Genomic DNA, 25,674 nt, shown 5'->3' on the forward strand with positions numbered 1-25,674 from the left:
CAGCTCTGAGCAAACGCGCAATAGCCTAAACTTGCGTGATTCTGCCGGTTTGATTTGCGACTGAAGCATTCTGGCAATAGAATGTCACGGATTTCAGACCTCACTTGAACACAGGACCCGTTGTCATGGTCAAAAAGCGCATTCAAACGTCCACACGCAGGGGTTTTCTGGCTGGGGCCACCGCGACGCTGGCAACCCCCGCACTGGCGCAGTACATCCCCGGTGATCCGCTGCGTCCTGCACCCGAACCCGAGCCTTCGGTGCGCCGCAACGTATCGGGTTTCCGGGCGCTGGATTGGCAGCCGTACTTTTCGAACACCAGAAACGGTGCCATTCTGGTCGATACCGTGTCGCGCGCGCTGCACTATTGGTCAGATGATCAAAGTATATACAAACTCTACCCTTCATCGGTTCCCCTGACCGAGGAACTGACCCGCCGGGGGCGTACCAGCGTAATCAGAAAGGTTGAAGGGCCCAGCTGGTCTCCGACACCGTCCATGAAAAAGCGAAACCCGGAATGGCCTGACTATATCCCTCCGGGGCCGGATAACCCGCTGGGAACACATGCTTTATACCTGAGTTGGAAGTACTATCGCATTCACGGAACGCACGATACGCGAAAAATCGGACGCCGGTCGTCGAATGGCTGTATCGGTCTGTTCAACGAAGACATTGCCGAGCTGTTCTCGATGGCGAAGGTCGGCACGCAAGTGTTGCTAATTTGACGACATTTTCGTGTGGGAACCCGCTTAGCGGTCAAGTTGCAATTGCATTCCAGCGTCAATGCTGATTAGAAAAAACCACGAGGTAAGTCTTAGATGTGTGGTTCCGGGCATTGGAACTGCGCAAATTCTGGAGGTTAATATGAAGAAACTCGTTCTCGCTGCTGCACTGACTGCTGCTGCTTCGACCGCTTATGCTGGTAACCTGGAAGAGCCGGTTGTTGAAGCACCTGTTGTTGTAGAAGAAACTCAGGGTTCGTCGCAGGGCATCCTGCTGCCGCTGATCCTGCTGGTCGTTGTTGCTGCTGCTGTTGCTGCAAGCTAATCCGACACGGAATTCATGAAAAAGGCGGTGGAGCAATCCACCGCCTTTTTTATTTTCCCAAGGCTGTGCAGGTCAGTCCAGCCAGCCGCGCAAGTTTTCTTCGATCACTGTGCCCAATGCAGCTATGTGCGCCGCATCGTCATTGAGACATGGAATATAGGTGAAGGTTTCGCCGCCCGCTTCTTCGAAGCTCTCCTTGATCTCTTCGTTGATCTCTTCCAGCGTTTCGATGCAGTCGGCCGAGAAAGCCGGCGCGATGACCGCTATGTTCTTTTTGCCCTGTTTGGCCAAATCCGCCACATGATCCACTGTATAGGGTTTCAGCCATTCCTCGGGGCCGAATCGCGACTGGAACGTTGAAACCAGTTGATCGTCAGACCATCCCAGCCGTTCCTTCAGCAGCCGTGTCGTCTTGGCGCACTGGCAATGATAGGGGTCACCCTGTTGCAGATACCGTTCCGGCATCCCGTGATACGAGCAGACCAGAATATCGGGTTTTGTCTCCGCCGCTGCATAAGCACGTTCAACGGATTGCGCCAGAGCGTCGATATAGGCGGGTTGGTCGAAATAGGCCGGTACGGTTCGCGTGGCAGGCTGCCAGGCCTCATCCATCAGTGCACGAAAGAACTGGTCATTGGCGGTGGCCGTGGTTGCGCCCGCGTATTGTGGGTAAAGCGGGAAAAACAGAATACGGTCACAGCCCGCGGCAACCATCTCGCGCACTTTGGACTTTGTTGACGGGTTGCCGTAGCGCATGCAGAAATCGACCATCACCTGATCCCCGTACCGATCCTGCATCGCATCGCGCAGCTTGGCAGTCTGGTCCTTGGTGATCGTCATCAGCGGGCTTTCGCCCTTTTCATGGTTCCAGATCGATTTATAGGCTTCACCCGAACTGAATGGCCGTTTGCTGAGGATGATCCCCTGAAGAATCGGTTGCCATTTCCATTTCGGATAGTCGATGACCCGCTGATCCGACAGAAACTCGTTCAGATAGCGACGCATCGGCCAATAGGTGTAATTGTCCGGTGTGCCCAGATTGGCCAGCAAAATGCCAACACGGCCCATCTTGACCTTGGGATGGTCGGCAGGGGCATGAGCGGGACGGGTGGCATCAAACATTTGAGCATTCCTGAGTTTTCGTGTTCCGACCTGAGATAAAGGGATTTGGTTGCGCGTCAATCCGGCAGTTTGCCCTCTTTCGTGCGCAGGGCATCTGCCAGGCGCATTTGGGCTGAACCCGGGCGCAGCGGCTTTGGTTGGCTGTCATCGGGGGACCAACCGGTCAGGCAAATCAGTTCGAAGGTTGCGGTAAGACGGCCTGTTCCCGTCGAAAAGTGATCCGAATAGACGCGCTGTGCGGCTTCGAACACTCTGCGTCGGGTCGGGCATTTCAACCGGGCAGCCAGAGCGTTGGTCTCACCCATATCCCTCAGATCATGCATCAGGTGCCAGATATCGCGGTATTCTGCCGTCAGCGGTACGGCATCGGCCACTGGCAATGCCAGACCGGCCCGTTGCAGCAACCCACCCAGATCGCGCAGTTCGGCCATGGGGGCGATGCGGGGGCTGAGCCCGCCCGTGACTTCGATTTCGGCCTGACCCAGTGCGGCGCGCAATTCGTGAAGGGTTTCACCCCCAAGGCATAGAACAAGAACCAGCCCATCCGGTTTCAAAGCTCTTTTGCATTGGATCAACTGGCCGACCGGGTCATTGGCGCAGTGCAGCGCCATCGCATGAACTATCAGATCATGCGCACCGGGTTGCAGCGACAGCACATCGTCATCCGCGACAATGGCGGCATCCGGAAAAATGTCCGCCCAAAGCTGTGGGAAAGGGGTCACAACCGCAGGTGCCGTAAAGGCTCTGTTAACCATGGAGAGCCGATCCTGAACCTCATCAATGGCGGCGCGGTGCAAGAACAGGGCGTCGTCCTTCGCGCGGGCGCGATGATGCAGAATGGCGTTACGGTCGAAAAGAGAGGGTGCGGTGGGCTCGGGCAGTTTCATAGGTCGCAAGTATCGCATTGCGCAGCGGATTCAAACTGCCCTTGCACTGATCTACCCGCCGCGTTGCATGGGCTGCGGAGAGCTGACGGAATCCGATTTCGGCCTGTGTGGGGCGTGTTGGCGGGATACGCCGTTCATCGGTGGCACGGTTTGCGAAAGCTGTGGTGTGCCCGTGATCGGAAGTGCAGACAGGTTCCGGACCGAGTGCGACGATTGTCTGAAAACCCCTCCGCGCTGGAACGCGGGCCGCGCTGCGCTGATGTATGATGGGAAGGCGCGGTCACTTGTTCTGGCCTTGAAACATGGTGACCGGACTGAACTGGCCCGCCCCGCTGCGCGTTGGATGGCGCAGGCCGGGCGCGAGCTGTTGCGTCCCGGGATGGTGATTGCTCCGGTGCCGTTGCATTGGTCACGCCTGCTGAAACGGCGATACAATCAGTCTGCGCTGCTGGCACGCAACCTGGGGCGAGAAACCGGGTTGGACTGCGTGCCAGATCTGCTGGTGCGCAAACGGAGGACCCCGGTGATGGACGGAAAGACCGCGCGGGAAAGGGGCGAAGCCTTGGCAGGCGCAATTGACGTCCACCCAAGGCGGGCACTGCATTTGAAGGGGCGCGATGTCCTGCTGGTGGATGACGTGATGACATCCGGCGCGACGCTGGCGGCGTGCACTCGTGCGTGTCAGGCCGCAGGGGCAAATCATATTTTCGTGTTGGCACTGGCGCGCGTTGCCAAGGATGCCTAATTCGCCCAAGATCGCACGAAACCCAAAGGGACCGGAACATGAAGCCCGTAGAAATCTATACCTCGCCGCTCTGTGGTTTTTGCCACGCGGCCAAACGTCTGCTGAAGCAGAAAGGCGTTGAGTTCAAGGAAGTTGACATTCTGATGCACCCCAAACGCAAGCCCGAGATGATCCAGCGTGCAGGTGGCAAACGCACCGTGCCTCAGATTTTCATCGGGACACAGCATGTGGGCGGCTGCGACGACCTTTACGAGCTGGAGCGGCAAGGCAAGCTTGACCGTCTGCTTGCGGCCTGATGAAGACCGCGCTGCTGCAAATCACCTCGTCGGATGATCCGGTCGAAAACCTGGACATGGTGCGCGCCATGGCGGCCGACGCGGCAGGGCAGGGCGCGCGGTTTATCCTGACGCCAGAGGTCACGAATTGCGTGTCAAACAGTACGACGCGGCAAAACGAGGTTCTTCAGCACGAAGAAGACGACATCACCTTGGCCGGCCTGCGGGCTCAGGCCGCCCGACTGGGCGTGTGGGTGTTGATCGGGTCACTGGGGATCAAGACTCATGACGCTGACGGGCGGTTTGCCAACCGGTCTTTCATGATCGATCCGCAAGGTCGGATCGTGGCGCGTTACGACAAGATCCATATGTTCGACGTGCAGGTCACCGAGACCGAGACGTTCCGCGAATCAAAGAACTACCGCCCCGGCGAAAAGGCGGTCATAGCCGAAACTGATTTTGGCAAAGTGGGTTTGACCATCTGTTATGACATCCGGTTTCCGTACCTGCATGCGGCTTTGGCGCAGGCAGACGCGCGAATCCTGACCGTTCCGGCAGCGTTTTCACCTGTTACGGGCGCCGCGCATTGGGAATCGCTGTTGCGGGCCCGGGCGATTGAGACAGGCTGTTGGGTCTTGGCCCCCGCGCAAACGGGGGAACACCCATCAACGCGCGGAAAGACGCGTTTTACCCATGGGCACAGCATGGTCGTCGACCCGTGGGGAAAGGTGCTGATCGACGCAGGTACCGATCCGGGCATTCACATTTTCGATTTGGATGATAGTTCTGTGACAGAGGCACGCCGCCGCGTGCCGTCGTTGACACACACCCGGTCTTTCACTGGACCCTGACAGAATTGAACAATGACGGAAGACACCAACGCCCTTGCGGTCACGCTGTTCAGCGAGATCCTGACCGCGGATCAGTTGTTGCGCAACCGGCTCAGCCGGGTGCTGCCCAAGGGTATGGAAATTTCGCATTTCTCGGTGCTGAATCATCTAGTTTTCGTCGGGGACGAACGTAGCCCGGCGCAACTGGCCAACACATTCCACGTGACCCGTGGCGCGATGACCAATACTTTGGCCAAGCTGGAATGGGCCGGGTACATCCACATCCGCCCCGACTGGGACGACGCCCGCCGCAAGATGGTGGCGATCAGCCCCGCAGGTCGACGGGCGCGGGATCAGGCGATTTCCTCGATTGCCCCGCTGATCAACCGCGTGGTCGGAGAGCTCGGGCCGGAGCGGGTCCGCAGCGCCCTGCCGGTGCTTCGGGACTTGCGCATGCAGTTGGAGGGGGAATAACTCCCTACTGTGGCTTCACGCTCGCCGTCACGTAGTTCACGCTCAAGTCCCGATCCGAGATGGACCAGCTCCAAAGGATCGGGTTGAACACGAACCCCTTGCGGTCCACCGGGTCCAGCCCGGCCTGACGCAGCAGGTCAAACAGCTCGTCCGGCGTAATGAACTTGTTCCATTCATGCGTGCCGCGCGGCAGCCAACGCATGACGACCTCGGCCCCGAAAATCGCCATGGCGTAGGATTTCGGGTTGCGGTTGATGGTTGAACAAATCTCCAACCCGCCGGGTTTGAGCAAGTGACGCGTGGCGGTCAGATAGGACAGGGGATCAGCCACGTGTTCGACCACTTCCATGTTCAGCACAACATCGAATTGCTCACCGGCAGCGGCCATGTCCTCGGCCGTGGTATGGCGATAGTCGATCTTCAGCCCGGACTGTTCAGCGTGAATGCGCGCCACGGGCAGATTGCGTTCCGCGGCGTCGGCGCCCACAACGTCGGCCCCAAGACGCGCCATTGGTTCGCTCAGCAGCCCGCCGCCGCAACCGATATCCAGCAGGCGCAGGCCTTCCAACGGAATAGGCGACTTTAGGTCGCGATCGAATTCTCCGGCGATCTGCTGCGTTATATAGTCCAGCCGGCACGGGTTAAGCATGTGCAATGGTTTGAATTTTCCGTGCGGGTCCCACCATTCCGCGGCCATCGCCTCGAATTTTGCGATCTCGGACGGGTCCACCGTGTTCGGATGCGCTTGCATTCCTGTCTCCGTGTGCTCTTTTACGCTTAAGGACTATATAGGGCGATAATGGACAAGTACCCGGACCAAAAGCGCGCAGTTCAATATCTGTACCCGCCGATCGACCCTTTCGACCAGCGGATGGTCGATATGGGCGATGGGCACCGTATTTATGTGGAACAATGCGGTAATTCTGACGGCATACCCGTCGTGATCCTGCACGGGGGGCCGGGTGGGGGGTGCAGCCCGGCCATGAGGCGATACTTCGATCCACAGGCCTACAGGGTGATTCTGTTTGACCAGCGCGGATGTGGCCGGTCGCGCCCCACCGCCTCGGTCGAGGACAACACGACGTGGCATCTGGTGGCCGACATAGAGCGGCTGCGCAAACTCTTCGAGATCGAAGAATGGATCGCTTTTGGCGGAAGCTGGGGGGCGACTCTGGCGTTGATCTATGCCCAGACCCATCCCGATCGCGTCAGTCGATTGGTGTTGCGCGGGGTGTTCCTTGCGACTCAGGTCGAGCTTGACTGGTTTTACGGCGGCGGCGCCGGGCGGTTCTGGCCCGAGCAATGGCAGAAATTCACCTCGCTGCTGCCCGAGGTTGAACTGGACGACACCATTGCCGCCTATAACAAACGTCTGTTTTCGGGCGACCGCGCGACAGAGATCCTGTATGCGCGGGCCTGGTCGCATTGGGAAAACGCGCTGGCCTCGATCCACACCAACGGATCGGTTGGCGAAAGCCCCGGCGAATACGCGCGCACCTTTGCGCGGCTCGAGAATCACTATTTCTCCAACAAGGCGTTTCTGGAAACGGACGGGCAGATTCTGGATCAGATGGACCGGATCGCGCATATCCCCGGCCATATCGTGCAGGGGCGCTATGACATGATCTGCCCGCCGCAAGCCGCGTGGTCGCTGGCGGAACGCTGGCCGAATGCCGAACTGAAAATGGTTCGTCAGGCGGGGCACGCCCTGTCCGAGCCGGGCATCAGCGCGGAACTGGTGCGAATCATGGACCGTGTGGCGGAGGGTGTCGCATGACCCGCATCGATCGCCGTGCTCTCTTTGCCTCTGGTGCCGCTGCCGCATTGCTGGCGGCGACAGGAGCATCCCTTGCCGGTACGCCCAAGAAAGGCGGGACATTGCGTCTGGCCGTTCCGCGCGATGACAGCCTCGAGCAAGTGGCGCGTGGGGCCGTTTTCGACACAATGACTGAAATCGCCCCGGATAGTACGTTGCGCGGTGAGCTTGCGACCGGCTGGCAAACCGACGCAGACGCACGGGTCTGGAACTTTGATCTGCGTGATGACGCGGTCTTTCACGATGGCGAACCGTTGCAGATTGCCGATGTCCTGGCCGTTCTGGCCGAAATCGGAAGGCCCGAGGCGCTTGCCCCCAACCGCCTGCGGCTGGAACTTGCCGAGGCAAATCCCGGATTGCCTTTCCTGTTGGCCGACAGCCGCTTTGTCGTTGCGCGCGCCGGTGAAACCGTATCCCCGTTGCGCAAGGCCAACGGCACCGGCTGCTATCGTGTCGAACGGGCAGAAGATGGCCGCCATTTTCTGGGCCGCCGTGTCGAGGGGCATTACAAAGAGGGTCAGGCCGGATGGGCTGACGCGTTTGAGGTCATTGTAATCCCGGACCCTGCCGTGCGGGCCGAGGCGCTGCGGGACGGGTATGTCGATATCGCGGCGCTTCCGGATCGGGCCGGAATGCGAGGCACGCGCGGTGTCCGGTTCCACCCGTCCGAGGCCGACATGGCCCTTGCCGTATCGAATGCTGTCGGGATGCCGCGGCAGATTGCCGGGAATGGTGCGCTGGACGATGGCCGCATCGCCGAACGGTGGTGGATGGTGTAAATCCGAATGCGAATCCCTCGGGGGGTTGCAGACTCGGGCCATCCTGCGTATATGCAGTTTCAACAGCGGCGCGTTGGACTTCTGGTCCAAGGCTCCACCGGAAAATTCGACGGGCCGCGCGCCCGTTTTTTTGTGCCCGACTGACAGGGTAGAGTACCAGATGACAAACGACCTGATAGCAAAAGCTGCCATTGACCGGCGACTGGCCGAGATCATCACGCCCGTGATCGAGGATCTGGGCTATGAGCTGGTCCGCATCCGCCTGATGAGCGGCAAGCAGACCACGCTTCAGATCATGGCCGACAAGCCCGATGGCGGTATCGAAGTGGATGATTGCGCCGAAATTTCCAACGCGGTCAGCGCCACGCTGGATGTCGAGGACCCAATCCTTGATGCCTATACGCTCGAGGTGTCCAGCCCCGGCATCGACCGCCCTCTGACCCGTCTGAAGGATTTCGAGACCTTCGAAGGGTATGAGGCCAAGATCGAGACCGCCGAACTGATTGACGGCCGCCGACGCTTCAAGGGCGAATTGGCCGGGATCGAAGGGGACGAGGTTCTGATCAACATCCCCGAGGGGGATGAAACCATCACCATCGGTCTGCAATTCGACTGGCTGAGCGATGCCAAGCTGGTCCTGACCGATGACCTGATCAAGGAAATGCTGCGCCAGCGCAAGGATGCCGGCGCCCTGAACGAAAACGCTTTCGACGAGATTGAGACCGAAGGGTCCGAAGAGGAGACGAACTGATGGCAATCACCTCAGCAAACCAGCTGGAGCTGTTGCAGACCGCCGAGGCCGTGGCCCGCGAAAAGATGATCGACCCCGGCCTGGTTGTCGAAGCGATGGAGGAATCGCTCGCCCGTGCCGCCAAGAGCCGCTACGGCGCCGAGATGGACATCCGCGTCAGCATCGACCGCAAGACCGGCAAGGCGACGTTCACCCGTGTTCGCACGGTGGTCGAAGATGACGAGCTTGAAAACTATCAGGCCGAAATGACCGTCGAGCAGGCAAAGCAGTACATGGAATCGCCCGAGGTTGGCGACGTCTTCGTCGAAGAAGTTCCGCCGGTTGAAATGGGTCGGATTGCGGCTCAGTCCGCCAAGCAGGTCATCCTGCAAAAAGTGCGCGAAGCCGAGCGCGACCGTCAGTACGAAGAATTCAAGGATCGCGCGGGCACCATCATCAACGGTGCGGTCAAGCGCGAAGAGTTTGGCAATGTCATCGTCGATCTGGGCGGTGCCGAGGCGGTTCTGCGCCGCAACGACAAGATCGGCCGCGAAAGCTATCGCCCGAATGACCGGGTGCGCGCCTATATCAAAGAGGTTCGCCGCGAAGTGCGTGGCCACCAGATTTTCCTGTCGCGCACCGCGCCGGAATTCATGGCTGAGCTGTTCAAGATGGAAGTACCGGAAATCTATGACGGCATCATCGAGGTCAAGGCCGTGGCCCGTGACCCCGGTTCGCGCGCCAAGATCGCTGTGATCTCGTATGACGGCTCGATCGATCCTGTCGGGGCCTGCGTTGGTATGCGTGGCAGCCGTGTTCAGGCCGTTGTGAACGAGCTTCAGGGTGAAAAGATCGACATTATCCCGTGGAACGAAGATCAGCCGACCTTCCTGGTGAACGCGTTGCAGCCTGCCGAGGTTTCCAAGGTGGTTCTGGACGAAGAAGCCGGCAAGATCGAGGTCGTCGTGCCCGAAGAACAATTGTCGCTGGCCATCGGTCGCCGCGGTCAGAACGTGCGTCTGGCCAGCCAGCTGACCGGTCTGGACATCGACATCATGACCGAAGCCGAAGAATCGGCCCGCCGTCAGAAGGAATTCGAAGCCCGTACCAAACTGTTCATGGACAGCCTGGATCTGGATGAATTCTTTGCTCAGCTGCTGGTCTCGGAAGGCTTCACCAACCTCGAAGAGGTTGCCTATGTCGAGATCGAGGAACTGCTGGTCATCGACGGCGTTGACGAAGGTACCGCGCAGGAACTGCAAACCCGCGCCCGCGAGTTCCTGGAAGCACAGGCCAAGGCGGCACTGGATGCGGCGCGTGAATTGGGGGCCGAGGACAGTCTCATTGAATTCGAAGGCCTGACACCCCAGATGGTGGAGGCGCTGGCCAGGGACGACGTGAAGACTCTGGAAGACTTTGCAACTTGCGCCGACTGGGAACTGGCCGGTGGCTGGACGACCGTCGATGGTGAGCGTGTCAAGGATGACGGTGTATTGGAGCCTTTCGGCGTAACGCTGGAAGAGGCGCAAGATATGGTCATGACGGCGCGTATCCTGCTGGGTTGGGTTGATCCGGCCGAGCTGGAACAGGCGGAAGAAGACGCCGACGGCGACGCAGCAGACGAGGAGGTCGAGGCCTGATCTCGGGCTTCGAGTGGCGTGTATGAGTCGCGGTGGCGCCCATAAGGATCGGTCCGACGGACCCGAGCGCAAGTGCATCGCCACGGGCGAGGTGCAGCCCAAATTCGGGTTGATCCGCTTTGTGGCGGGGCCGGACGGTCAGGTTTTTCCGGATGTCGCGGCGAAATTGCCCGGGCGGGGGGTCTATGTGGCGGCGGATCGTGCCGCCCTGGACAAGGCCGTTGGCAAGAAACTGTTTGCGCGGGGGTTCAAGGCGCAGGTGTCTGTGCCGAAGGACCTGGCGGAAAAGGTTGAACAGCAGATCGCGCGGCGCGTTGTCGAGCTGCTCAGCCTGGCGCGCAAGTCCGGCGACGCGGTTGCCGGGTATGAAAAGGTCAAGACGTGGCTGGACCGGGAAGAGGCGCAGGTGCTGATTCAGGCCGCTGATGGATCGGGGCGCGGCAAGTCCAAACTGAGCACGCCGCACTTCGGGAAATACATAGGTTGGCTGACGGCAGACGAATTAGGACAGGCATTTGGGCGCCAAACGGTGATTCATGCGGCCTTGGCCTCTGGCGGACTCGCCAAACGTGTTGTAGAGGAAGCGCAGCGCCTGCGTGGCTTGCGCGAAACGGATGACGGCGGCAGGGGCCGCGCGGAAGGGTAAGTAGCTTTATGAGCGATAATGACGGCAAAAAGACATTGGGTCTTCGTGGCGGGGCACGCCCCGGAAATGTGAAACAGAGTTTCAGCCACGGACGCACCAAGAATGTCGTGGTGGAAACCAAACGCAAACGCGTGGTGGTTCCCAAGCCGGGCGCAGCAAAGCCGGGTGGCGGTGCTGCACCTTCGGGTGATCCGTCGCGTCGTCCTGCGGGCATTTCCGATGCGGAAATGGCGCGCCGCATGAAGGCGTTGCAAGCGGCCAAGGCACGCGAAGCCGAAGAGGCCGCAGCGCGCGAGGCTGCTGAAAAGGCGCGCGAAGAAGAGCGCGCACGCCGCCGTGCGGAACAGGAAGCCAAAGAACGCGAACAGCGCGAAGCCGAAGAGCGTGCGCGTCAGAAGGCTGAGGAAGAAGAACGCAAGCGCAAAGAGGCGGAAGAAGCTGCCAAACGCGCCGCTGCCGCGCCCGCACCGGAAGAGCCCAAAGCGGCTCGCGCCCCGGCCAGCAAACCTGCGCCGGCAGCCACACCGCGCAAACAGGATCGCGAACGTGAGCAGCGTGGCCGTGGCAAGGGTCGTGACGACAACCGCCGTTCGGGCAAGCTGACTCTGGGTCAGGCGACCGGTGGCGAAGGCAACCGTCAGCGCTCGATGGCCGCGATGAAGCGCAAGCAGGAGCGTGCGCGTCAGAAAGCCATGGGCGGTGCCGTTGAACGGGAAAAGGTGATCCGCGACGTACAGCTGCCCGAGGCGATCATGGTCTCGGAACTGGCCAACCGTATGGCCGAGCGTGTGGCTGACGTGGTCAAATCGCTGATGCAGATGGGCATGATGGTCACGCAGAACCAGACCATCGACGCAGACACCGCGGAACTGATCATCGAAGAATTTGGCCACAAGGTCACTCGCGTATCCGATTCGGATGTTGAAGACGTCATCAAAGAGGTCGAAGACAGCGAAGACGATCTGCAGCCGCGTCCGCCGGTCATCACCATCATGGGTCACGTTGACCACGGCAAGACCTCGCTGTTGGACGCAATCCGCGACGCGCGCGTTGTGGCGGGTGAGGCCGGTGGCATCACCCAACATATCGGCGCGTATCAGGTGAAAACCGATGGCGGCACCACGCTGACCTTCCTCGACACTCCGGGCCACGCGGCGTTTACGTCGATGCGCTCGCGCGGCGCTCAGGTTACGGATATCGTGGTTCTGGTCGTCGCGGCTGACGACGCGGTGATGCCGCAGACGATCGAAGCGATCAACCACGCAAAAGCGGCCGAAGTGCCGATGATCGTGGCAATCAACAAGGTCGACAAGCCGGATGCAAACCCGGACAAGGTGCGCACCGATCTGCTGCAGCACGAAGTGATCGTTGAGAAAATGTCCGGTGACGTCCAGGATGTCGAAGTGTCCGCAATCACGGGTCAGGGTCTGGACGAATTGCTGGAAGCCATCGCGCTTCAGGCCGAGATTCTGGAACTGAAAGCAAACCCGAACCGCGCCGCCCAAGGTGCCGTGATCGAGGCGCAGCTGGACGTGGGTCGTGGCCCGGTTGCCACGGTTCTGGTTCAGAACGGCACGCTGCGTCAGGGCGATATCTTCGTTGTAGGTGAGCAGTACGGTAAGGTCCGTGCGCTGATCAATGACAAGGGTGAGCGCGTCAAGGAAGCTGGCCCCTCGGTTCCGGTCGAGGTTCTGGGCCTGAACGGTACGCCCGAAGCGGGCGACGTTCTGAACGTGACCGAGACCGAAGCGCAGGCCCGTGAAATCGCCGCTTATCGCGAACAGGCCGCCAAGGACAAACGCGCCGCGGCAGGTGCCGCGACCACCCTTGAACAGCTGATGCAGAAGGCCAAGGAAGACGAGAACGTGGCCGAGCTGCCGATTCTCGTCAAAGCCGATGTGCAGGGTTCTGCCGAAGCTATCGTTCAGGCGATGGAAAAGATCGGCAACGACGAAGTGCGCGTGCGCGTGCTGCACTCGGGCGTGGGTGCGATCACCGAGACGGATGTTGGTCTGGCGGAAGCCTCCGGCGCGCCGGTCTTTGGCTTCAACGTCCGTGCCAACGCATCGGCGCGGAACACGGCGAACCAAAAGGGTGTCGAGATCCGCTACTACTCGGTGATCTATGACCTAGTCGACGACGTGAAAGCGGCCGCGTCCGGCCTGCTGAGCGCCGAGATCCGCGAAAAGTTCATCGGCTATGCCGAAATCCGCGAAGTCTTCAAGGTTACCGGTGTCGGCAAGGTTGCCGGGTGTCTGGTGACCGAAGGTGTTGCCCGCCGTTCGGCAGGCGTTCGCCTGCTGCGCGACAACGTAGTGATCCACGAAGGCACGCTGAAGACCCTGAAGCGCTTCAAAGACGAAGTGGCCGAGGTCCAGTCGGGTCAGGAATGTGGTATGGCGTTCGAGAACTACGACGATATCCGCCAGGGCGACGTGATCGAGATTTTCGAGCGCGAAGAAGTTACCCGCACCCTGGATTGATCCCAAGCGGGACGGACACAAAAAAACAGCGGCACCGATCGGGCCGCTGTTTTTGTTTGAAAAATGCCTCATTGCGTGTCGGGCTGGAATGTCCCGGAATGCAGGATGATGTCGAAATGGTGCATTCCGTGTTTCAAGGCAAAGCTGACCGAGTGCCCGGCCTTGCGCAGCCGTTCCGCATAGTCGCGGCTTTGACGAATGAATTCGCCGGTGTCCCGTTCCCCCACTGAAACATGATAGCGGGGGCCCGGTGGGGGCAGGTTGCGGATCGGGGACAGATCGTTCACTTCGACCGGGGTCAGGTGCAGCGGATCATTCACGGATGTCAAACTGATGGGTTCCAGATCATATACACCGCTGATCAGAAGCACGTCACGCACACGCAGCCCGGCGCGGGCCAATGCGCCGGCCGAGGTCGCCATGACCATGCTAGCCAGATGAGCGCCGGCACTGTGCCCTGACAAGGTGATCCGCGTCGGGTCGAATCCCAGTGCCTCGGCCTGTGACGCAAGCCACAGAAGGGCGTCGCGGCATTCGTCGACCATTTGATCCAGCCGCGCATCCGGAGCAAGCGTGTAGTTCAAGGTGGCAAAGGATTGCTCGGCTTCGATCAGCGCCGGGGCCATCATGGCCGATTCGCGCTGGCTGAGATCCTGCCAATACCCACCGTGAATAAAGACATGCAACGGGGCGCCGGCCCCCTTCGCGGGAAAGAAATCCAGCACCTGGGCCGGGGCGTCGGCATAGGCCAGGTTGGCCTGAACGGGCAGCTCGGCACGGGCTTGCGCACTCAGCGTTTGATAGCTGGCCAGATAAGGGGTCAGGTCGCCACCGATCATCGAACTGGGAGAGTACTCCCGCTCCAGTTCGGCTTGTGAAAATCCGCGATACAGCATGGCTCAGCCCTGCCCGCTGTACATCAATTCCGTCCGCACATCATAGAGGTCATGGAAGAACCGCAACTCAAGTGCTTTTCGCAAGAAAGCCACGCCGCTGGAACCTCCGGTACCGGGTTGCATTCCGATCACACGTTCAACCGCCGTGGCGTGGTCAAAGCGCCAGCGTTGAAACAGGCTTTCCACATCCATGAGTTTTTCGGCCAGCGCATACAGATCCCAATACTTGTCCGTGTTGCGGAACACGTCGACCCAGATCTGAACCACGCGCGGATCACCAGAATAGGGTTCAGAGTAGTCCCGCTCGATCAAATCCCTTGGAACGTCGAACCCCTGTCGGGCCAGCATGTGCAACACTTCGTCATACAGGGACGGTTTGGTCAGGGCGGCGTTCAGCATCTCCATCACCTCGGGGTCATGCTCGTGCACTTTCAGGGTCGAGGCATCCTTGTTGCCCAGAATGAACTCGATCTGCCTGTACCCATAGCTTTGAAACCCGGAAGAGTTGCCGAGGGCCTGCCGAAACGTCATATAGTCGGCCGGCGTCATGGTCAGCAGGGTTTCCCAGGCCGCAATCAATTGCCGTTGAATGGCCTTGATGCGGTCGAGGTTTTTCATGGCGGGTCCGAATTCATCTTGTTGCAGGAACCGACGCACCTCGACCAGTTGGTGATGCATCAGTTTCAGCCACAGCTCACTGACCTGATGAATGATGATGAACAGCATCTCGTCAGGTTGTGCGGGGTCCTGAAAGGTTTTTTGCAGGTTCAGCAGCGTCTTCAGTTGCAGGAAGTCGCCATAGCTTTTGCGGTGCGTTTCGGCGAAATCAGTGACTAGGGTGTCTTCGACCCCCCGTTGCAACAGACGATCGTCTTTGTTCTCGCCCATCTCATGCCTCCCTTGTGCAAGTTCTGCACCTGTCTAGGGGCTGAACTTGCAACTTTCCAGCGCGTTAGGTCCAGTCCAGAACAACCTTGCCGGACAGGCCTGATTTCATCGCGGAAAAACCTTTGGCGAAATCATCAACCGCAAAGCGATGCGTGATCACGCGGGACACATCCAGACCGTTTTGCAGCATGGCGATCATCTTGTACCACGTCTCGAACATCTCACGCCCATAAACCCCCTTGATCGTGATCGCCTTGAACACGATGCGCGACCAGTCAACCGGAGATTTGCCCGGTGGAATCCCCAGCAACGCGATCTTTCCACCCATCACCAACGCTTCGACCATCTGGTCCAGGGCGGCTTGCGAGCCGGACATTTCAAGCCCGACATCGAATCCTTCTTTCATCCCAAGCTCGGCGATGACGTCCTGCAAGTCCTCGGTGGATACATCGACAGTCCGCACCGAGGGAACCACATGTTCGGCCAGTTTCAATCGGTCTGCGTTGATGTCGGTGATGACCACGTTACGTGCACCCGCGTGACGAGCGACGGCAGCGGCCATGATGCCGATGGGGCCCGCACCCGTGATCAGAACGTCCTCGCCCAGCAAATCAAAGCTGAGGGCAGTATGCACCGCATTGCCCAGCGGATCGAGGATGGCCCCGATCTCATCCGGTATGTCGTCGGGCAAGGGAACCACGTTGAAGGCAGGCAGTTTCAGGTATTCGGCAAATGCGCCCTGTTCGTTCACTCCAATGCCCCGGGTTCCCGGATCCAGGTGAAACTTTCCGGCGCGGCTCTGACGGCTGTCGGTGGTGATCAGATGGCCCTCGCCCGAGCATCGCTGGCCGATTTCAAGCCCTGTCACGTTGCGCCCGATCTCGACGATCTCTCCGGCAAACTCATGGCCAGTGATCATCGGAACCGGCACGGTATGAGACGCCCATTCATCCCAGTTCCAGATATGGATGTCGGTGCCGCAGATACCCGTCTTGTTGATGCGGATCAGCACATCATCGGGGCCAATTTCGGGGATCGGGGCCTGCACCATCCACAACCCTTCTTCGGGTTTGGATTTTTCCAGTGATTTCATTGTGTTGGGTCGCATATGTTTACTCCCACAAATCGGTCGACAGGTATTTCAGGCCGCTGTCACAGATGACGATGGCGACGCAGCCGCCTTCTTCGGGGCCGCGCAGCAGTTCAATCGCCGCAGCAAGATTCGCGCCTGCCGAATAGCCGGCGAATATCCCCTCGGTCCGGGCCAGAAGCCGGGCGCAGTCCCGCGCGGCCTTCCCCGAAACAGCAAGGTGTCCGGCCAATTGGCTATCCTTCAAATGCACCAGATCATCCATGGCGTAACCGCCGCCCTGAATGGGATGGTCCGGGGTCGAAACCGGCTCACCGGCCAAAGCGCGCGCGCCCGCAGGTTCCACGGCATAGCATCGCACGCCGTGCCGGTTCAGATACTCTGCCGCTCCGGCCAGCGTTCCGCCCGATCCTGCAAAGTCGCAGAATGCCGTGACGGTGCCTTCGGATTCCGCCCAGATCTCGGGCCCGGTCCCGGTTTCGTGGGCTTTAGGGTTTCCCGAATGGCCAAATTGATCCGCACGAAATGCGTTGCGTTCAACTGTGATGCGCTTCGCCTTGACATCGACCAGTTCAAGATCGGCCCCAGAGACTTCGCCGGGTTTGCTGCCGAGGGCCTGGGGCACGATGACAACTTCGGCCCCCAGGGCCCGCATCATACGTGCGCGTTCGACCGAGTTCCCCGCGCTCATGACTGCCACGAACGGGTGCCCCAGAATGCCGCAGACAATCGCCAGGCCGGTGCCCATGTTGCCTGAGGTCAGCTCGACCACCGTCTGCCCCGGTGACAAAGTCCCGTCTGCGCGCGCCGTTTCGATGATGGACTTCGCCGCGCGGTCCTTTTTCGAAAATCCCGGCAGCAAATAGTCAAGCTTGGCGATGATACGCCCGCTCAGCTTCTGCTGGGCACACACGCGCGACAGTTCGACCATGGGGGTGTCGCCGATCACATCGATGACCGATGGAAGGATCATTTGATGACCCCCAGCTCTTTGCCGACCTTGCCAAATGCGGACAGGGCGCGGTCCAGTTCATCCCTGGTCAGAGCCGCATTCATCTGCGTTCTGATCCGCGCTTGCCCGCGTGGGACGACCGGAAAGAAGAAGCCCGAAACATAGACGCCTTCGTCGAACAGCCGTGACGCCATGTCTTGTGCCAGCGTCGCCTCACCCAGCATCACCGGGATGATCGGGTGTTCCCCGGGCAGCAGGTCAAAGCCAAGCTTTTCCAGCCCAGCGCGCCAATACTTGGCGTTTCCAAACAGTTGCGCGCGCAGCATGTCGCCTTCTTCGACCAGGCGGATCGCTTCCAACCCTGCAGCGACGATCGAGGGCGGCAGCGAGTTTGAGAACAGATAGGGCCGCGCCCGCTGCCGCAGCAGGTCGATCACTGGCTGCGGCCCGGCGATATAGCCGCCGATTGCCCCCCCGAGTGCCTTGCCCAAGGTTCCCGTCAGAATATCCACATCGACGCCGAAATGATCGGGTGTGCCAGCCCCGTTCGGCCCCATGAAGCCGGTCGCATGGCAATCGTCCACCATGACAATTGCATCGTATTTATCGGCCAGTTCCCTGATTTTCGGCAGGTTGGCCAGATAGCCGTCCATCGAGAACACGCCATCGGTGGCGATCATGATATGCCGTGCCCCGTCCTCGCGCGCCTGTTTCAGCCAGGCTTCGAGGTCGTTCATGTCATTGTTCATGTAGCGATAGCGCTTGGCCTTGCACAGCCGCACGCCGTCGATGATCGAGGCGTGGTTCAGGCTGTCTGAAATGATGGCGTCTTCCGGTCCCAGCAGAGGTTCAAACAGCCCGCCATTGGCGTCGAAACAGGCGGCAAAAAGGATGGAGTCGTCCTTGTTCAGGAAATTGGCAAGACGTTGTTCCAGTTCGCGGTGAATGTCTTGCGTACCACAGATGAACCGAACCGACGCCATGCCGAATCCTTTGGGTCCCATCGCTTGTGTTGCGGCCTCGATCAGCGCCGGGTGATCCGCCAGACCCAGATAGTTGTTGGCACAGAGGTTGATCACCTGCTTGCCGCCCACAGTGATCTCACCGCCCTGAGGCGAGGTGATCATTCGTTCGCGTTTGTAAAGACCCTCAGATTCGATCTGCGCAAGTGTGTCCGTGATATGGGACAGGAATGCATCTGCCATGGCGACCTCCGTTCAACTGAGTCGCACATCTAACATAGCGGATGAAATTCCCAAATAGGGGAAATTCAATATGAAGGAAAAATATCCGTGAAGGCGGAATTTCGCGGATGTCAGGCGTTTTTTACGATCAGAAATACCCGGGCTGGCCCTTGGGCACAGATGGAATGCGCAATGTCGGCGGCGTATCGGGCCGTGTCTCCCTGGTTCAATTCGGACACCGCGTTGCCTGAAGTGACTTTGACCGCACCTTCCAGCACGGTGAGCTGTTCACGGGCACCGCGGGCGTGGGGTTGGCTGTTCAGGGCCCCGTCCTCGTCAAATTCGATATCATAGACTTCATGCCCCCCGGCCTCTTCCGGTGGTGACAGGATGCGAATTCGGCAGTTCTGCCCCATATTGTCGATGCTGGGCACTTCGGAGTTTCTGAGTACCTCGATCTGGTCCGTGGTCTTTGTGCCCTCCAAGAGACCGGCGAAATCCACTTGCAAGGCGCGTGTCAGGTTCCACAAGGTCGAGATCGTCGGGCTGCTTTCGCCGCGTTCGATCTGACTGACCATGGACCGGGACACACCGCTGAGATTGGCGACAGCTTCCAGGGATAGGCCTTTGGCCCGGCGTGCCTCTTTCAGGCGGGCAGGCAGGAGGTTCAGGATATCGTCTGTGTCTTCCGTCATGACGGAATCCATGGGGGCTGCGCAACGCAATGTCAATTCCCGCCGTGACGGGACGTTTGGGGCGACAGTGCCATTCTGCGCATGCATAATGCAGCGAAATTCAGGAGGAGTAGCTCATGAGCGATATCGTTATTCTCGACGGTGCCCGCACCGCAATTGGCACCTTTGGTGGTGCGCTGGCTTCAACCGCGCCGATTGATCTGGCCACTGTCGCGACCGAAGCGGCGCTTGAGCGATCGGGGGTTGAGGGGGCGCAGATCGGGCATGTTGTGTTCGGTCATGTGATCAACACTGAACCGCGTGACATGTATCTGTCGCGCGTCGCCGCCATGCAGGCGGGCATTCCCAATGGTACGCCGGCCATGAACGTGAACCGCCTGTGCGGATCCGGCGCGCAGGCGATCGTGTCAGCCGTTCAGTCCCTGATGCTGGGCGATGCTGACTTTGCGGTGGCAGGCGGAGCAGAGAGCATGTCACGCAGCCCCTATATCGTTCCGCAGGCGCGCTGGGGTGCAAAGATGGGCGACGTCACCTCGCTGGACATGATGCTGGGCGCGTTGAAATGCCCCTTCGGCACCGGACATATGGGGGTGACGGCCGAAAACGTGGCGGATGAGCATCAGATCAGCCGCGAGCAGATGGATGCGTTCGCATTGGACAGCCAGACACGTGCGGCAGCGGCGATCGAGGCCGGGTACTTCGACAGTCAGATCACTCCGGTACAGGTCAAGGTCAAGCGGGACATGGTCGATTTCAAAGTCGACGAGCATCCAAAGGCGACGACCGCCGAAGCGTTGGCGGGTCTGCGCCCGGTGTTCAAGAAGGACGGGCGTGTGACGGCCGGCAATGCCTCGGGCATCAATGACGGCGCGGCGGCGATGGTGCTGGCGACAGCGGATGCGGCCGAAAGGGCCGGTTTGAAACCGAAGGCGCGTGTGATTGGTTATGCGCATGCAGGTGTGCGGCCGGAAGTCATGGGCATCGGTCCAGTTCCGGCAGTGCAAAACCTGTTGAAGAAGACGGGCCTGTCAGCGGAAGACTTCGACGTGATCGAAAGCAATGAAGCCTTCGCCGCGCAGGCTCTGGCCGTGAATCAGGAGCTTGGATTGGACGCAAACAAGGTGAACCCCAACGGCGGTGCGATTGCGTTGGGGCATCCGGTTGGGGCCACGGGTGCGATCATTACGCTGAAAGCACTGTACGAGCTGGAACGTACCGGCGGATCCAAAGGGTTGATCACCATGTGCATCGGGGGCGGTCAGGGGATTGCCATCGCCATCGAGCGGCTCTGACCCGGAAGGGGTGCGGGGGGGGCTGTCTGCCCCCCATCGCGCCAGGGCGCGATTCCCCCCGAGGATATTTGTGGCCAGATGAAGCAGGCGGTTGGTTCAGCTGAGCGCGTTGATCAGCAAGACCAGCGCCGCACCTGCTGCGGCGCCGATCGTGGCGGGCAGAGCAAAGGACCAAAAGGTGGGCGTCTGCGGTTCGTCCTTCTGGGTCTGCGCGATCAGTGCGTTTTCGACCAGTGCCGGCAGACGTGGGCCGAAGCGGGCCAGCACCATTGCGGTTTTCCCAAAATCACGCAGGGCCGCCCGGGGGCCGATGGACTGTTTGATGTAGTCTTCGACCACGGGTCGGGCGACTTCCCAGATGTTCATATGAGGGTCGAGTGAGCGCGCAACGCCTTCGACGACAACCATGGTGCGTTGCAGCAGGATCAGCTCGGTACGTGTTTCCATCCCGAACCGTTCGGTCACTTCGAACAGATAGCTCAGCAACCGCCCCATGGAAATATGCGTGGCGTCCATGCCGAAGATCGGCTCGCCCACGGCACGCAGAGCGCGGGCAAACTCGTCCACGTCCTGGTTGGCGGGAACATAGCCGGCTTCGAAATGCACCTCGGCCACGCGTTTGTAATCGCGGCGGATGAAACCGAACAGGATTTCAGCATAGACCCGGCGCGTGTATTCATCGATATGCCCCATGATGCCGTAATCATAGGCTATGATGTCTCCGTTCGCGGCCACCTTCAGGTTGCCCTGGTGCATGTCGGCGTGGAAAAAGCCGTCGCGCAGGGCATGGAGAAGGAACAGGCGCAGGACACGTTCGGCCAGATCATTGCGGTTGTGACCTGCGGCATCCAGAGCATCATTGTCACCCAGCGCGATCCCGTCCGCCCAGCTGAGCGTCATGACGCGCCGCGCGGACAGCGACCATACAACGGGGGGCAGCCAGAAGCCGGTGTCGTCCTTGGTGTTGGCGGCATATTCGGAGGCTGCCGCGCTTTCCAGACGCAGATCCAGTTCGCCGCGCACGACACCGTCGAAATGCTCGATCACCTCCACCGGTCGCAGACGGCGCGCGCCGGGGGCGAAGAGCTGGACGATCCGGGCGGCGAAATAGAACGCATCGACATCTTTGCGGAACGCGCGTTCGATCCCCGGACGCAGGACTTTCACCGCAACATCCTCGCCCGTGCTTGTCAGCTTGGCCTTGTGAACCTGCGCAATCGAGGCTGCGGCAATCGGTTCGCTGAATTCGCTGAACATGTCCGAGATCGGCTGACCCAGTTCTTTCTCGACTTCGGCCATCGCGTCGGCTTTGGAGAAAGGGGGCAGTTTGTCTTGCAGAACGCGCAGTTGCTCGGCCAGTTCATTTCCGACGACGTCAGGGCGGGTCGAGAGCACTTGGCCGAATTTGATATAGGCGGGGCCAAGCGCCGTCAGGGCGCGCGTGGCCGGTGGCATGCCGGGATCGCCTTTGTAGCCAAGCCATTGAAAGGGTTTGCCCAATGCGTGGGCCAGAATGCGAACGGCGCGCGGGGCTTCGAACGCATCCAGTACCACGTTCATGGCGCCTGTGCGCTCGAGCGTGGCGCCTGTGCGGATCAGGCGGATGATGTTATGGGGACCACGCATGTGTCAGATCTTCCAGCCGGAATGCAGCGCGGCGATACCCATGCTCAGGTTCCGGTATTTGGCGTTTTCGAAACCTGCTGTGCGAACCATGTTCAGGAACGTCTCCTGATCGGGGAACTTTCGGATCGATTCGACCAGGTACTGATAGCTGTCATAGTCATTGGCGATCAGTTTTCCCATGCGCGGGATGACGTTGAAGCTGTAAAGGTCATAGAGCTTCTGCAGCCCCTCATTGGGCAGCTGGCTGAATTCCAGCACCATAAGACGGCCGCCGGGTTTCAGCACGCGGCAAGCCTCGTTCAAAGCTTCTTGCGGGCGGGTGACGTTCCGAATGCCGAACGAGATCGTGTAGACATCGAATGTATTGTCTTCGAAGGGCAGGGCCATGGCATCGCCCACGACCCAGTTCAGGCTGTCCGACATCTGATCTGCCTCGGCACGTTGCCGCCCTTCGATCAGCATCGGCTCGGTCAGGTCCAGCACCGTGGCGTGGCCGTGACCCGCGCGCTTGAGGAACCTGAACGAGATGTCGCCCGTACCGCCTGCCACGTCCAACAGCCGCTGGCCGGGGCGTGGCGCCAGCCAGTCCATCATTGCGTCCTTCCAGACCCGGTGGATGCCCATCGACATGACGTCGTTCATCACGTCATATTTCGAGGCAACCGAGTTGAAAACGCCTTGCACGCGCCCGGCCTTTTCGGCCTCGGGGACGGTTTCGAAACCGAAATGAGTGGTCTTGTCGATGTTGTCGGACATTTGCCTTGCCGTTTGTCGAATTTCGCCTCTGTTATAGGGCCAAGAGAGGCGGGCACAATGCGGCCCTTTGAATTAGGAGCCCTGTAATGCCCGAATTGCCTGAGGTCGAGACAGTAAGACGCGGCCTGAGTCCTGCCATGGAAGGGGTCGTGATCGAACGGGCTGATGTGAACCGCCCCGATCTGCGCTGGCCGTTCCCCGAACGTATGGCCGAACGGCTGACCGGGCAGCGGGTGGAGCGGCTGCGGCGGCGGTCGAAATACATTCTGGCGGATCTCAGCAGCGGTGAGACGCTGTTGATCCATCTGGGTATGTCGGGGCGGATGACGGTGTCGGGTGATCCGTTGGGGCAATTCGTCCATGACCATCCCGCCGTGCAAAAACATGACCATGTGGTCTTTCATATGGCCAACGGCGCGCGCATCACCTTCAACGATCCCCGCCGGTTTGGCGCGATGGACCTGTTGCAAACGTCCAGCGCCGAAGATCACAAGCTGCTGTCGGTTCTGGGGCCTGAACCCTTGGGCAACGATTTTCACGACCAGCACCTGATCAGGGCGTTCAAAGGCAAGAACACCCCTGTCAAATCCGCCCTGCTGGATCAGGGAATCGTTGCCGGTCTGGGCAATATCTATGTTTGCGAAGCTCTTTATCGCGGCCGAGTGTCGCCACGTCGCAAAGCCGGACAGATTTCCGCGCCCCGCGTGGCGGCGCTTGTTCCGATCATCCGGCAGGTGTTGCAGGACGCTATCGAAGCCGGTGGGTCTTCGCTGCGGGATTTCCGCCAAGCCGATGGAGAACTTGGATATTTTCAGCACAAGTTTGATGTCTACGGCCGCGAGGGCGAGGCCTGCCGGACCGAAGGGTGCGGAGCGCCGATCAAGAGAATCACCCAGTCCGGTCGCTCATCCTTCTATTGTGCGCAATGCCAAAGATAGCTTGATCCAAGTTTTTCGCGTGGTAAGGAATCGTACCTGAACGGAACAACCGGAAGCTTTCTCCTCATGGCTTTTGAGACGATCATCGTCGAAATCGAAGACCACGTCGCACTTATCAAACTCAACCGACCGGATGCGCTGAACGCGTTGAACACCCAGTTGCTGGGTGAGCTCTGCACCGCGCTGGAAGATGCGGACAGCAACGACAAGGTGCGCTGCATCGTGATAACCGGATCGGACAAGGCCTTCGCCGCCGGCGCGGACATCAAGGAAATGTCCGAGATGAGTTTTGTCGACGTCTACAACATCAACCTTTTTGCCGATGCGAATGATCGTGTGACCGCAATTCGCAAGCCGATCATTGCGGCCGTTGCAGGTTACGCGCTAGGCGGTGGATGTGAACTTGCCATGCTGTGCGATTTCATCATCGCGGCGGACACCGCGAAATTCGGCCAGCCCGAGATCAATCTGGGCGTCATTGCCGGTCTGGGTGGAAGTCAGCGTCTGACGCGGTTCGTGGGTAAATCCAAATCGATGGACATGAACCTGACCGGGCGTTTCATGGATGCCGACGAAGCCGAGCGTGCGGGTCTCGTGAGCCGGGTGGTGCCGGCCAAGAAGCTGATCGAAGAAGCCGTGAGCGCAGCACAGAAGATTGCCGAGAAATCGCAGCTGACCGCAATGGCCGCGAAAGAAGCGGTGAACCGCAGCTACGAGCTTCCGCTGAGTGAAGGCATGTTGTTCGAGCGTCGTGTCTTCCACTCGATGTTCGCAACCGAAGATCAGAAGGAAGGCATGGCCGCGTTCCTGGAAAAGCGCACAGCGCAATTCCGCGACAAGTAAAGCGCGGAACCTCTGAGGCGGGTGTTTTAAGCCCGCCCCATATTCTTGGCCATGGTTCCAAGAATCACCTTGGCAATCTCTTTGAACTTGGCTAAAGACCCCCGTTATACATGCGCGTGCGGCCCGCTTGGCCCGACTCACACTCGTGATTTCTGATCCGGTGCGGATATGTCCGTGGCGCGCAACCCAAGATTAACGTACCTAACGAAGGTCAGATTCACATGGCAAACTCGCCTCAGGCAAAAAAGCGCGCTCGTCAGAACGAAAAGCGTTTTGCAATCAACAAAGCGCGTCGTTCGCGCATCCGCACCTATCTGCGTAAAGTCGAAGAAGCGATCGCATCCGGCGACAAGGACGCGGCGACTGCTGCTCTGCGTGCGGCTCAGCCCGAGCTGATGCGCGGCGTCACCAAGGGTGTTTTCCACAAGAACACTGCTGCCCGTAAAATGTCGCGCCTGTCCTCGCGCGTCAAAGCACTGGGCTAAGCTTTGGGGTGACCCTAGGTCACGTCAGAAAGGCTGAACCATTCTGAAAAGGCGTCGCACATCACGGCGCCTTTTTTCGTGTTGCCAGAAAACCGCGCCTTCACAAAACCGAGAGATTCTTTCGCCCAAAGACCCGAGTCAATATCAGAGTTTCGTTGCCGCGCCCCTCTCGGAATTGCTACGACTGATGTCAGCGATTCACTCGCTTGGGGGGACAGGCTGTTTTCCCGATCGAACTGACGGGCATCAGAGCGATCTGGGGACAATTGTCGACGACTGGCTTGAGCCAGGCTGCCGATCTGCCATGGAAGCCGGAATAAACCCGGTGATCTTGGCCCTGTCTAAAAATTGAGATTGCGACGTGCAACCCGATTTTCGGGACGTTCCGTTATTGCTGAGCGTCAGAACTGGGGTTGCCGAGCTCTTCGGGATGGTCCCGCCAAGCCGACTGGTTTGGCGAACCGATACCTATTGCGTGTGAGTACAACACCGGGAAACCGGCTTCGTATGAATAAGGCTGACAGGCCAATAAGAATGGGATGCGTGAGGCGCTTA

The 25,674-nt window shown here is 59.7% G+C and carries 27 protein-coding genes; 16 read left to right on the forward strand and 11 right to left on the reverse strand.

All coding sequences use genetic code 11. The features are described 5' to 3' along the window. The first annotated feature begins 125 nt into the window (after positions 1–125). Entirely contained in the window at positions 126–725 is a 600-nt protein-coding gene (locus tag FIU92_RS17160) for a L,D-transpeptidase (RefSeq protein ID WP_152459769.1), read from the forward strand. A 139-nt stretch (positions 726–864) separates the two neighbouring features. Continuing rightward, positions 865–1,047, forward strand: coding sequence for a hypothetical protein (locus FIU92_RS17165; RefSeq protein WP_117870963.1), 183 nt, complete (start codon positions 865–867; stop codon positions 1,045–1,047). A 72-nt stretch (positions 1,048–1,119) separates the two neighbouring features. On the opposite strand, the gene hemH is transcribed toward FIU92_RS17165, so the two are convergent. Further along, entirely contained in the window at positions 1,120–2,169 is a 1,050-nt protein-coding gene (gene hemH, locus FIU92_RS17170) for a ferrochelatase (RefSeq protein ID WP_152459770.1), read from the reverse strand. Between the two features lie 56 nt (positions 2,170–2,225). Further along, positions 2,226–3,056 carry an SAM-dependent methyltransferase gene (locus tag FIU92_RS17175; RefSeq protein ID WP_152459771.1) on the reverse strand — a complete coding sequence of 277 codons (831 nt, stop codon included), beginning with the start codon at positions 3,054–3,056 and terminating at the stop codon, positions 2,226–2,228. Here FIU92_RS17175 and FIU92_RS17180 point away from each other — a divergent pair. The 4 genes from FIU92_RS17180 to FIU92_RS17195 are packed head-to-tail and all read left to right on the forward strand — an operon-like array spanning position 3,037 to position 5,380. Next, positions 3,037–3,801, forward strand: a complete 765-nt coding sequence (locus FIU92_RS17180) for a double zinc ribbon domain-containing protein (protein WP_371419722.1) — start codon at positions 3,037–3,039, stop codon at positions 3,799–3,801. The genes FIU92_RS17175 and FIU92_RS17180 overlap by 20 nt on opposite strands. A gap of 38 nt (positions 3,802–3,839) precedes the next feature. After that, positions 3,840–4,097: a glutaredoxin 3 gene (gene grxC / locus FIU92_RS17185; RefSeq protein WP_152459773.1), complete on the forward strand. Its 258-nt coding sequence runs from the start codon at positions 3,840–3,842 to the stop codon at positions 4,095–4,097. Continuing rightward, the gene (locus tag FIU92_RS17190; protein ID WP_152459774.1) at positions 4,097–4,927 is read left to right on the forward strand and encodes a carbon-nitrogen hydrolase family protein; all 831 of its coding nucleotides are present in this window, start codon (positions 4,097–4,099) and stop codon (positions 4,925–4,927) included. Before grxC ends, FIU92_RS17190 begins: the two co-directional genes overlap by 1 nt. 12 nt (positions 4,928–4,939) lie before the next feature. Next, entirely contained in the window at positions 4,940–5,380 is a 441-nt protein-coding gene (locus tag FIU92_RS17195) for a MarR family winged helix-turn-helix transcriptional regulator (protein ID WP_152459775.1), read from the forward strand. A gap of 4 nt (positions 5,381–5,384) precedes the next feature. Here FIU92_RS17195 and ubiG read toward each other — a convergent pair whose 3' ends face one another. Continuing rightward, positions 5,385–6,131 carry a bifunctional 2-polyprenyl-6-hydroxyphenol methylase/3-demethylubiquinol 3-O-methyltransferase UbiG gene (gene ubiG, locus FIU92_RS17200; RefSeq protein WP_152459776.1) on the reverse strand — a complete coding sequence of 249 codons (747 nt, stop codon included), beginning with the start codon at positions 6,129–6,131 and terminating at the stop codon, positions 5,385–5,387. Positions 6,132–6,179: 48 nt separating this feature from the next. On the opposite strand from ubiG, the gene pip reads away from it, so the two are divergent. From pip to infB, 6 genes are all read left to right on the forward strand, one after another. Then, positions 6,180–7,157, forward strand: a complete 978-nt coding sequence (gene pip / locus FIU92_RS17205; RefSeq protein ID WP_152459777.1) for a prolyl aminopeptidase — start codon at positions 6,180–6,182, stop codon at positions 7,155–7,157. After that, a complete protein-coding gene (locus tag FIU92_RS17210; RefSeq protein WP_152459778.1) occupies positions 7,154–7,975 on the forward strand; it encodes an ABC transporter substrate-binding protein in 822 nt (273 codons plus the stop codon). Before pip ends, FIU92_RS17210 begins: the two co-directional genes overlap by 4 nt. Positions 7,976–8,135: 160 nt before the next feature. Beyond that, positions 8,136–8,726 carry a ribosome maturation factor RimP gene (gene rimP, locus FIU92_RS17215; protein WP_152459779.1) on the forward strand — a complete coding sequence of 197 codons (591 nt, stop codon included), beginning with the start codon at positions 8,136–8,138 and terminating at the stop codon, positions 8,724–8,726. After that, the gene (gene nusA, locus FIU92_RS17220; RefSeq protein WP_152459780.1) at positions 8,726–10,345 is read left to right on the forward strand and encodes a transcription termination factor NusA; all 1,620 of its coding nucleotides are present in this window, start codon (positions 8,726–8,728) and stop codon (positions 10,343–10,345) included. The genes rimP and nusA overlap by 1 nt, the downstream gene beginning before the upstream one ends. Positions 10,346–10,367: 22 nt before the next feature. Next, positions 10,368–10,991: an RNA-binding protein gene (locus FIU92_RS17225; protein ID WP_152459781.1), complete on the forward strand. Its 624-nt coding sequence runs from the start codon at positions 10,368–10,370 to the stop codon at positions 10,989–10,991. Between the two features lie 8 nt (positions 10,992–10,999). Then, positions 11,000–13,474, forward strand: a complete 2,475-nt coding sequence (gene infB / locus FIU92_RS17230; protein ID WP_152459782.1) for a translation initiation factor IF-2 — start codon at positions 11,000–11,002, stop codon at positions 13,472–13,474. A gap of 68 nt (positions 13,475–13,542) precedes the next feature. Here the strand turns inward: infB and FIU92_RS17235 are convergent, their stop codons facing one another. The 6 genes from FIU92_RS17235 to FIU92_RS17260 all read right to left on the reverse strand — a co-directional run bounded on the left by FIU92_RS17235 (position 13,543) and on the right by FIU92_RS17260 (position 19,179). Further along, positions 13,543–14,370 carry an alpha/beta hydrolase gene (locus FIU92_RS17235; protein WP_152459783.1) on the reverse strand — a complete coding sequence of 276 codons (828 nt, stop codon included), beginning with the start codon at positions 14,368–14,370 and terminating at the stop codon, positions 13,543–13,545. A 3-nt stretch (positions 14,371–14,373) separates the two neighbouring features. Continuing rightward, positions 14,374–15,258, reverse strand: coding sequence for a tryptophan 2,3-dioxygenase (locus FIU92_RS17240; RefSeq protein WP_152459784.1), 885 nt, complete (start codon positions 15,256–15,258; stop codon positions 14,374–14,376). Positions 15,259–15,322: 64 nt separating this feature from the next. Further along, a complete protein-coding gene (gene tdh / locus FIU92_RS17245; RefSeq protein WP_152459952.1) occupies positions 15,323–16,351 on the reverse strand; it encodes an L-threonine 3-dehydrogenase in 1,029 nt (342 codons plus the stop codon). A 19-nt stretch (positions 16,352–16,370) separates the two neighbouring features. Further along, entirely contained in the window at positions 16,371–17,321 is a 951-nt protein-coding gene (locus tag FIU92_RS17250) for a PLP-dependent cysteine synthase family protein (protein ID WP_152459785.1), read from the reverse strand. Next, positions 17,318–18,505 carry a glycine C-acetyltransferase gene (locus FIU92_RS17255; protein WP_152459786.1) on the reverse strand — a complete coding sequence of 396 codons (1,188 nt, stop codon included), beginning with the start codon at positions 18,503–18,505 and terminating at the stop codon, positions 17,318–17,320. The genes FIU92_RS17250 and FIU92_RS17255 overlap by 4 nt, the downstream gene beginning before the upstream one ends. A 110-nt stretch (positions 18,506–18,615) precedes the next feature. Beyond that, positions 18,616–19,179: a helix-turn-helix domain-containing protein gene (locus tag FIU92_RS17260; RefSeq protein WP_152459787.1), complete on the reverse strand. Its 564-nt coding sequence runs from the start codon at positions 19,177–19,179 to the stop codon at positions 18,616–18,618. A 116-nt stretch (positions 19,180–19,295) separates the two neighbouring features. On the opposite strand from FIU92_RS17260, the gene FIU92_RS17265 reads away from it, so the two are divergent. Next, positions 19,296–20,471, forward strand: a complete 1,176-nt coding sequence (locus FIU92_RS17265) for an acetyl-CoA C-acyltransferase family protein (protein WP_152459788.1) — start codon at positions 19,296–19,298, stop codon at positions 20,469–20,471. A 96-nt stretch (positions 20,472–20,567) separates the two neighbouring features. On the opposite strand, the gene ubiB is transcribed toward FIU92_RS17265, so the two are convergent. Together ubiB and ubiE are read right to left on the reverse strand one after the other, a co-directional pair. Further along, complete coding sequence (gene ubiB, locus FIU92_RS17270; RefSeq protein WP_152459789.1) at positions 20,568–22,097, reverse strand: 2-polyprenylphenol 6-hydroxylase; 1,530 nt, start codon at positions 22,095–22,097, stop codon at positions 20,568–20,570. A 3-nt stretch (positions 22,098–22,100) separates the two neighbouring features. Next, entirely contained in the window at positions 22,101–22,853 is a 753-nt protein-coding gene (gene ubiE / locus FIU92_RS17275) for a bifunctional demethylmenaquinone methyltransferase/2-methoxy-6-polyprenyl-1,4-benzoquinol methylase UbiE (RefSeq protein ID WP_152459790.1), read from the reverse strand. Positions 22,854–22,939: 86 nt separating this feature from the next. Here ubiE and mutM point away from each other — a divergent pair, with 86 nt between their 5' ends. From mutM to rpsT, 3 genes are all read left to right on the forward strand, one after another. Beyond that, entirely contained in the window at positions 22,940–23,791 is an 852-nt protein-coding gene (gene mutM, locus FIU92_RS17280; protein WP_152459791.1) for a bifunctional DNA-formamidopyrimidine glycosylase/DNA-(apurinic or apyrimidinic site) lyase, read from the forward strand. A 66-nt stretch (positions 23,792–23,857) separates the two neighbouring features. Continuing rightward, positions 23,858–24,634 (forward strand): enoyl-CoA hydratase, encoded by a 777-nt coding sequence (locus FIU92_RS17285; protein ID WP_117870917.1) that lies wholly within the window; start codon positions 23,858–23,860, stop codon positions 24,632–24,634. A gap of 221 nt (positions 24,635–24,855) precedes the next feature. Continuing rightward, on the forward strand, positions 24,856–25,119 hold the full coding sequence (gene rpsT / locus FIU92_RS17290) for a 30S ribosomal protein S20 (protein ID WP_152459792.1): 264 nt from the start codon (positions 24,856–24,858) through the stop codon (positions 25,117–25,119). Positions 25,120–25,674: the final 555 nt, after the last annotated feature.

Source organism: Ruegeria sp. THAF33 (assembly GCF_009363615.1).
Lineage (GTDB): Bacteria > Pseudomonadota > Alphaproteobacteria > Rhodobacterales > Rhodobacteraceae > Ruegeria.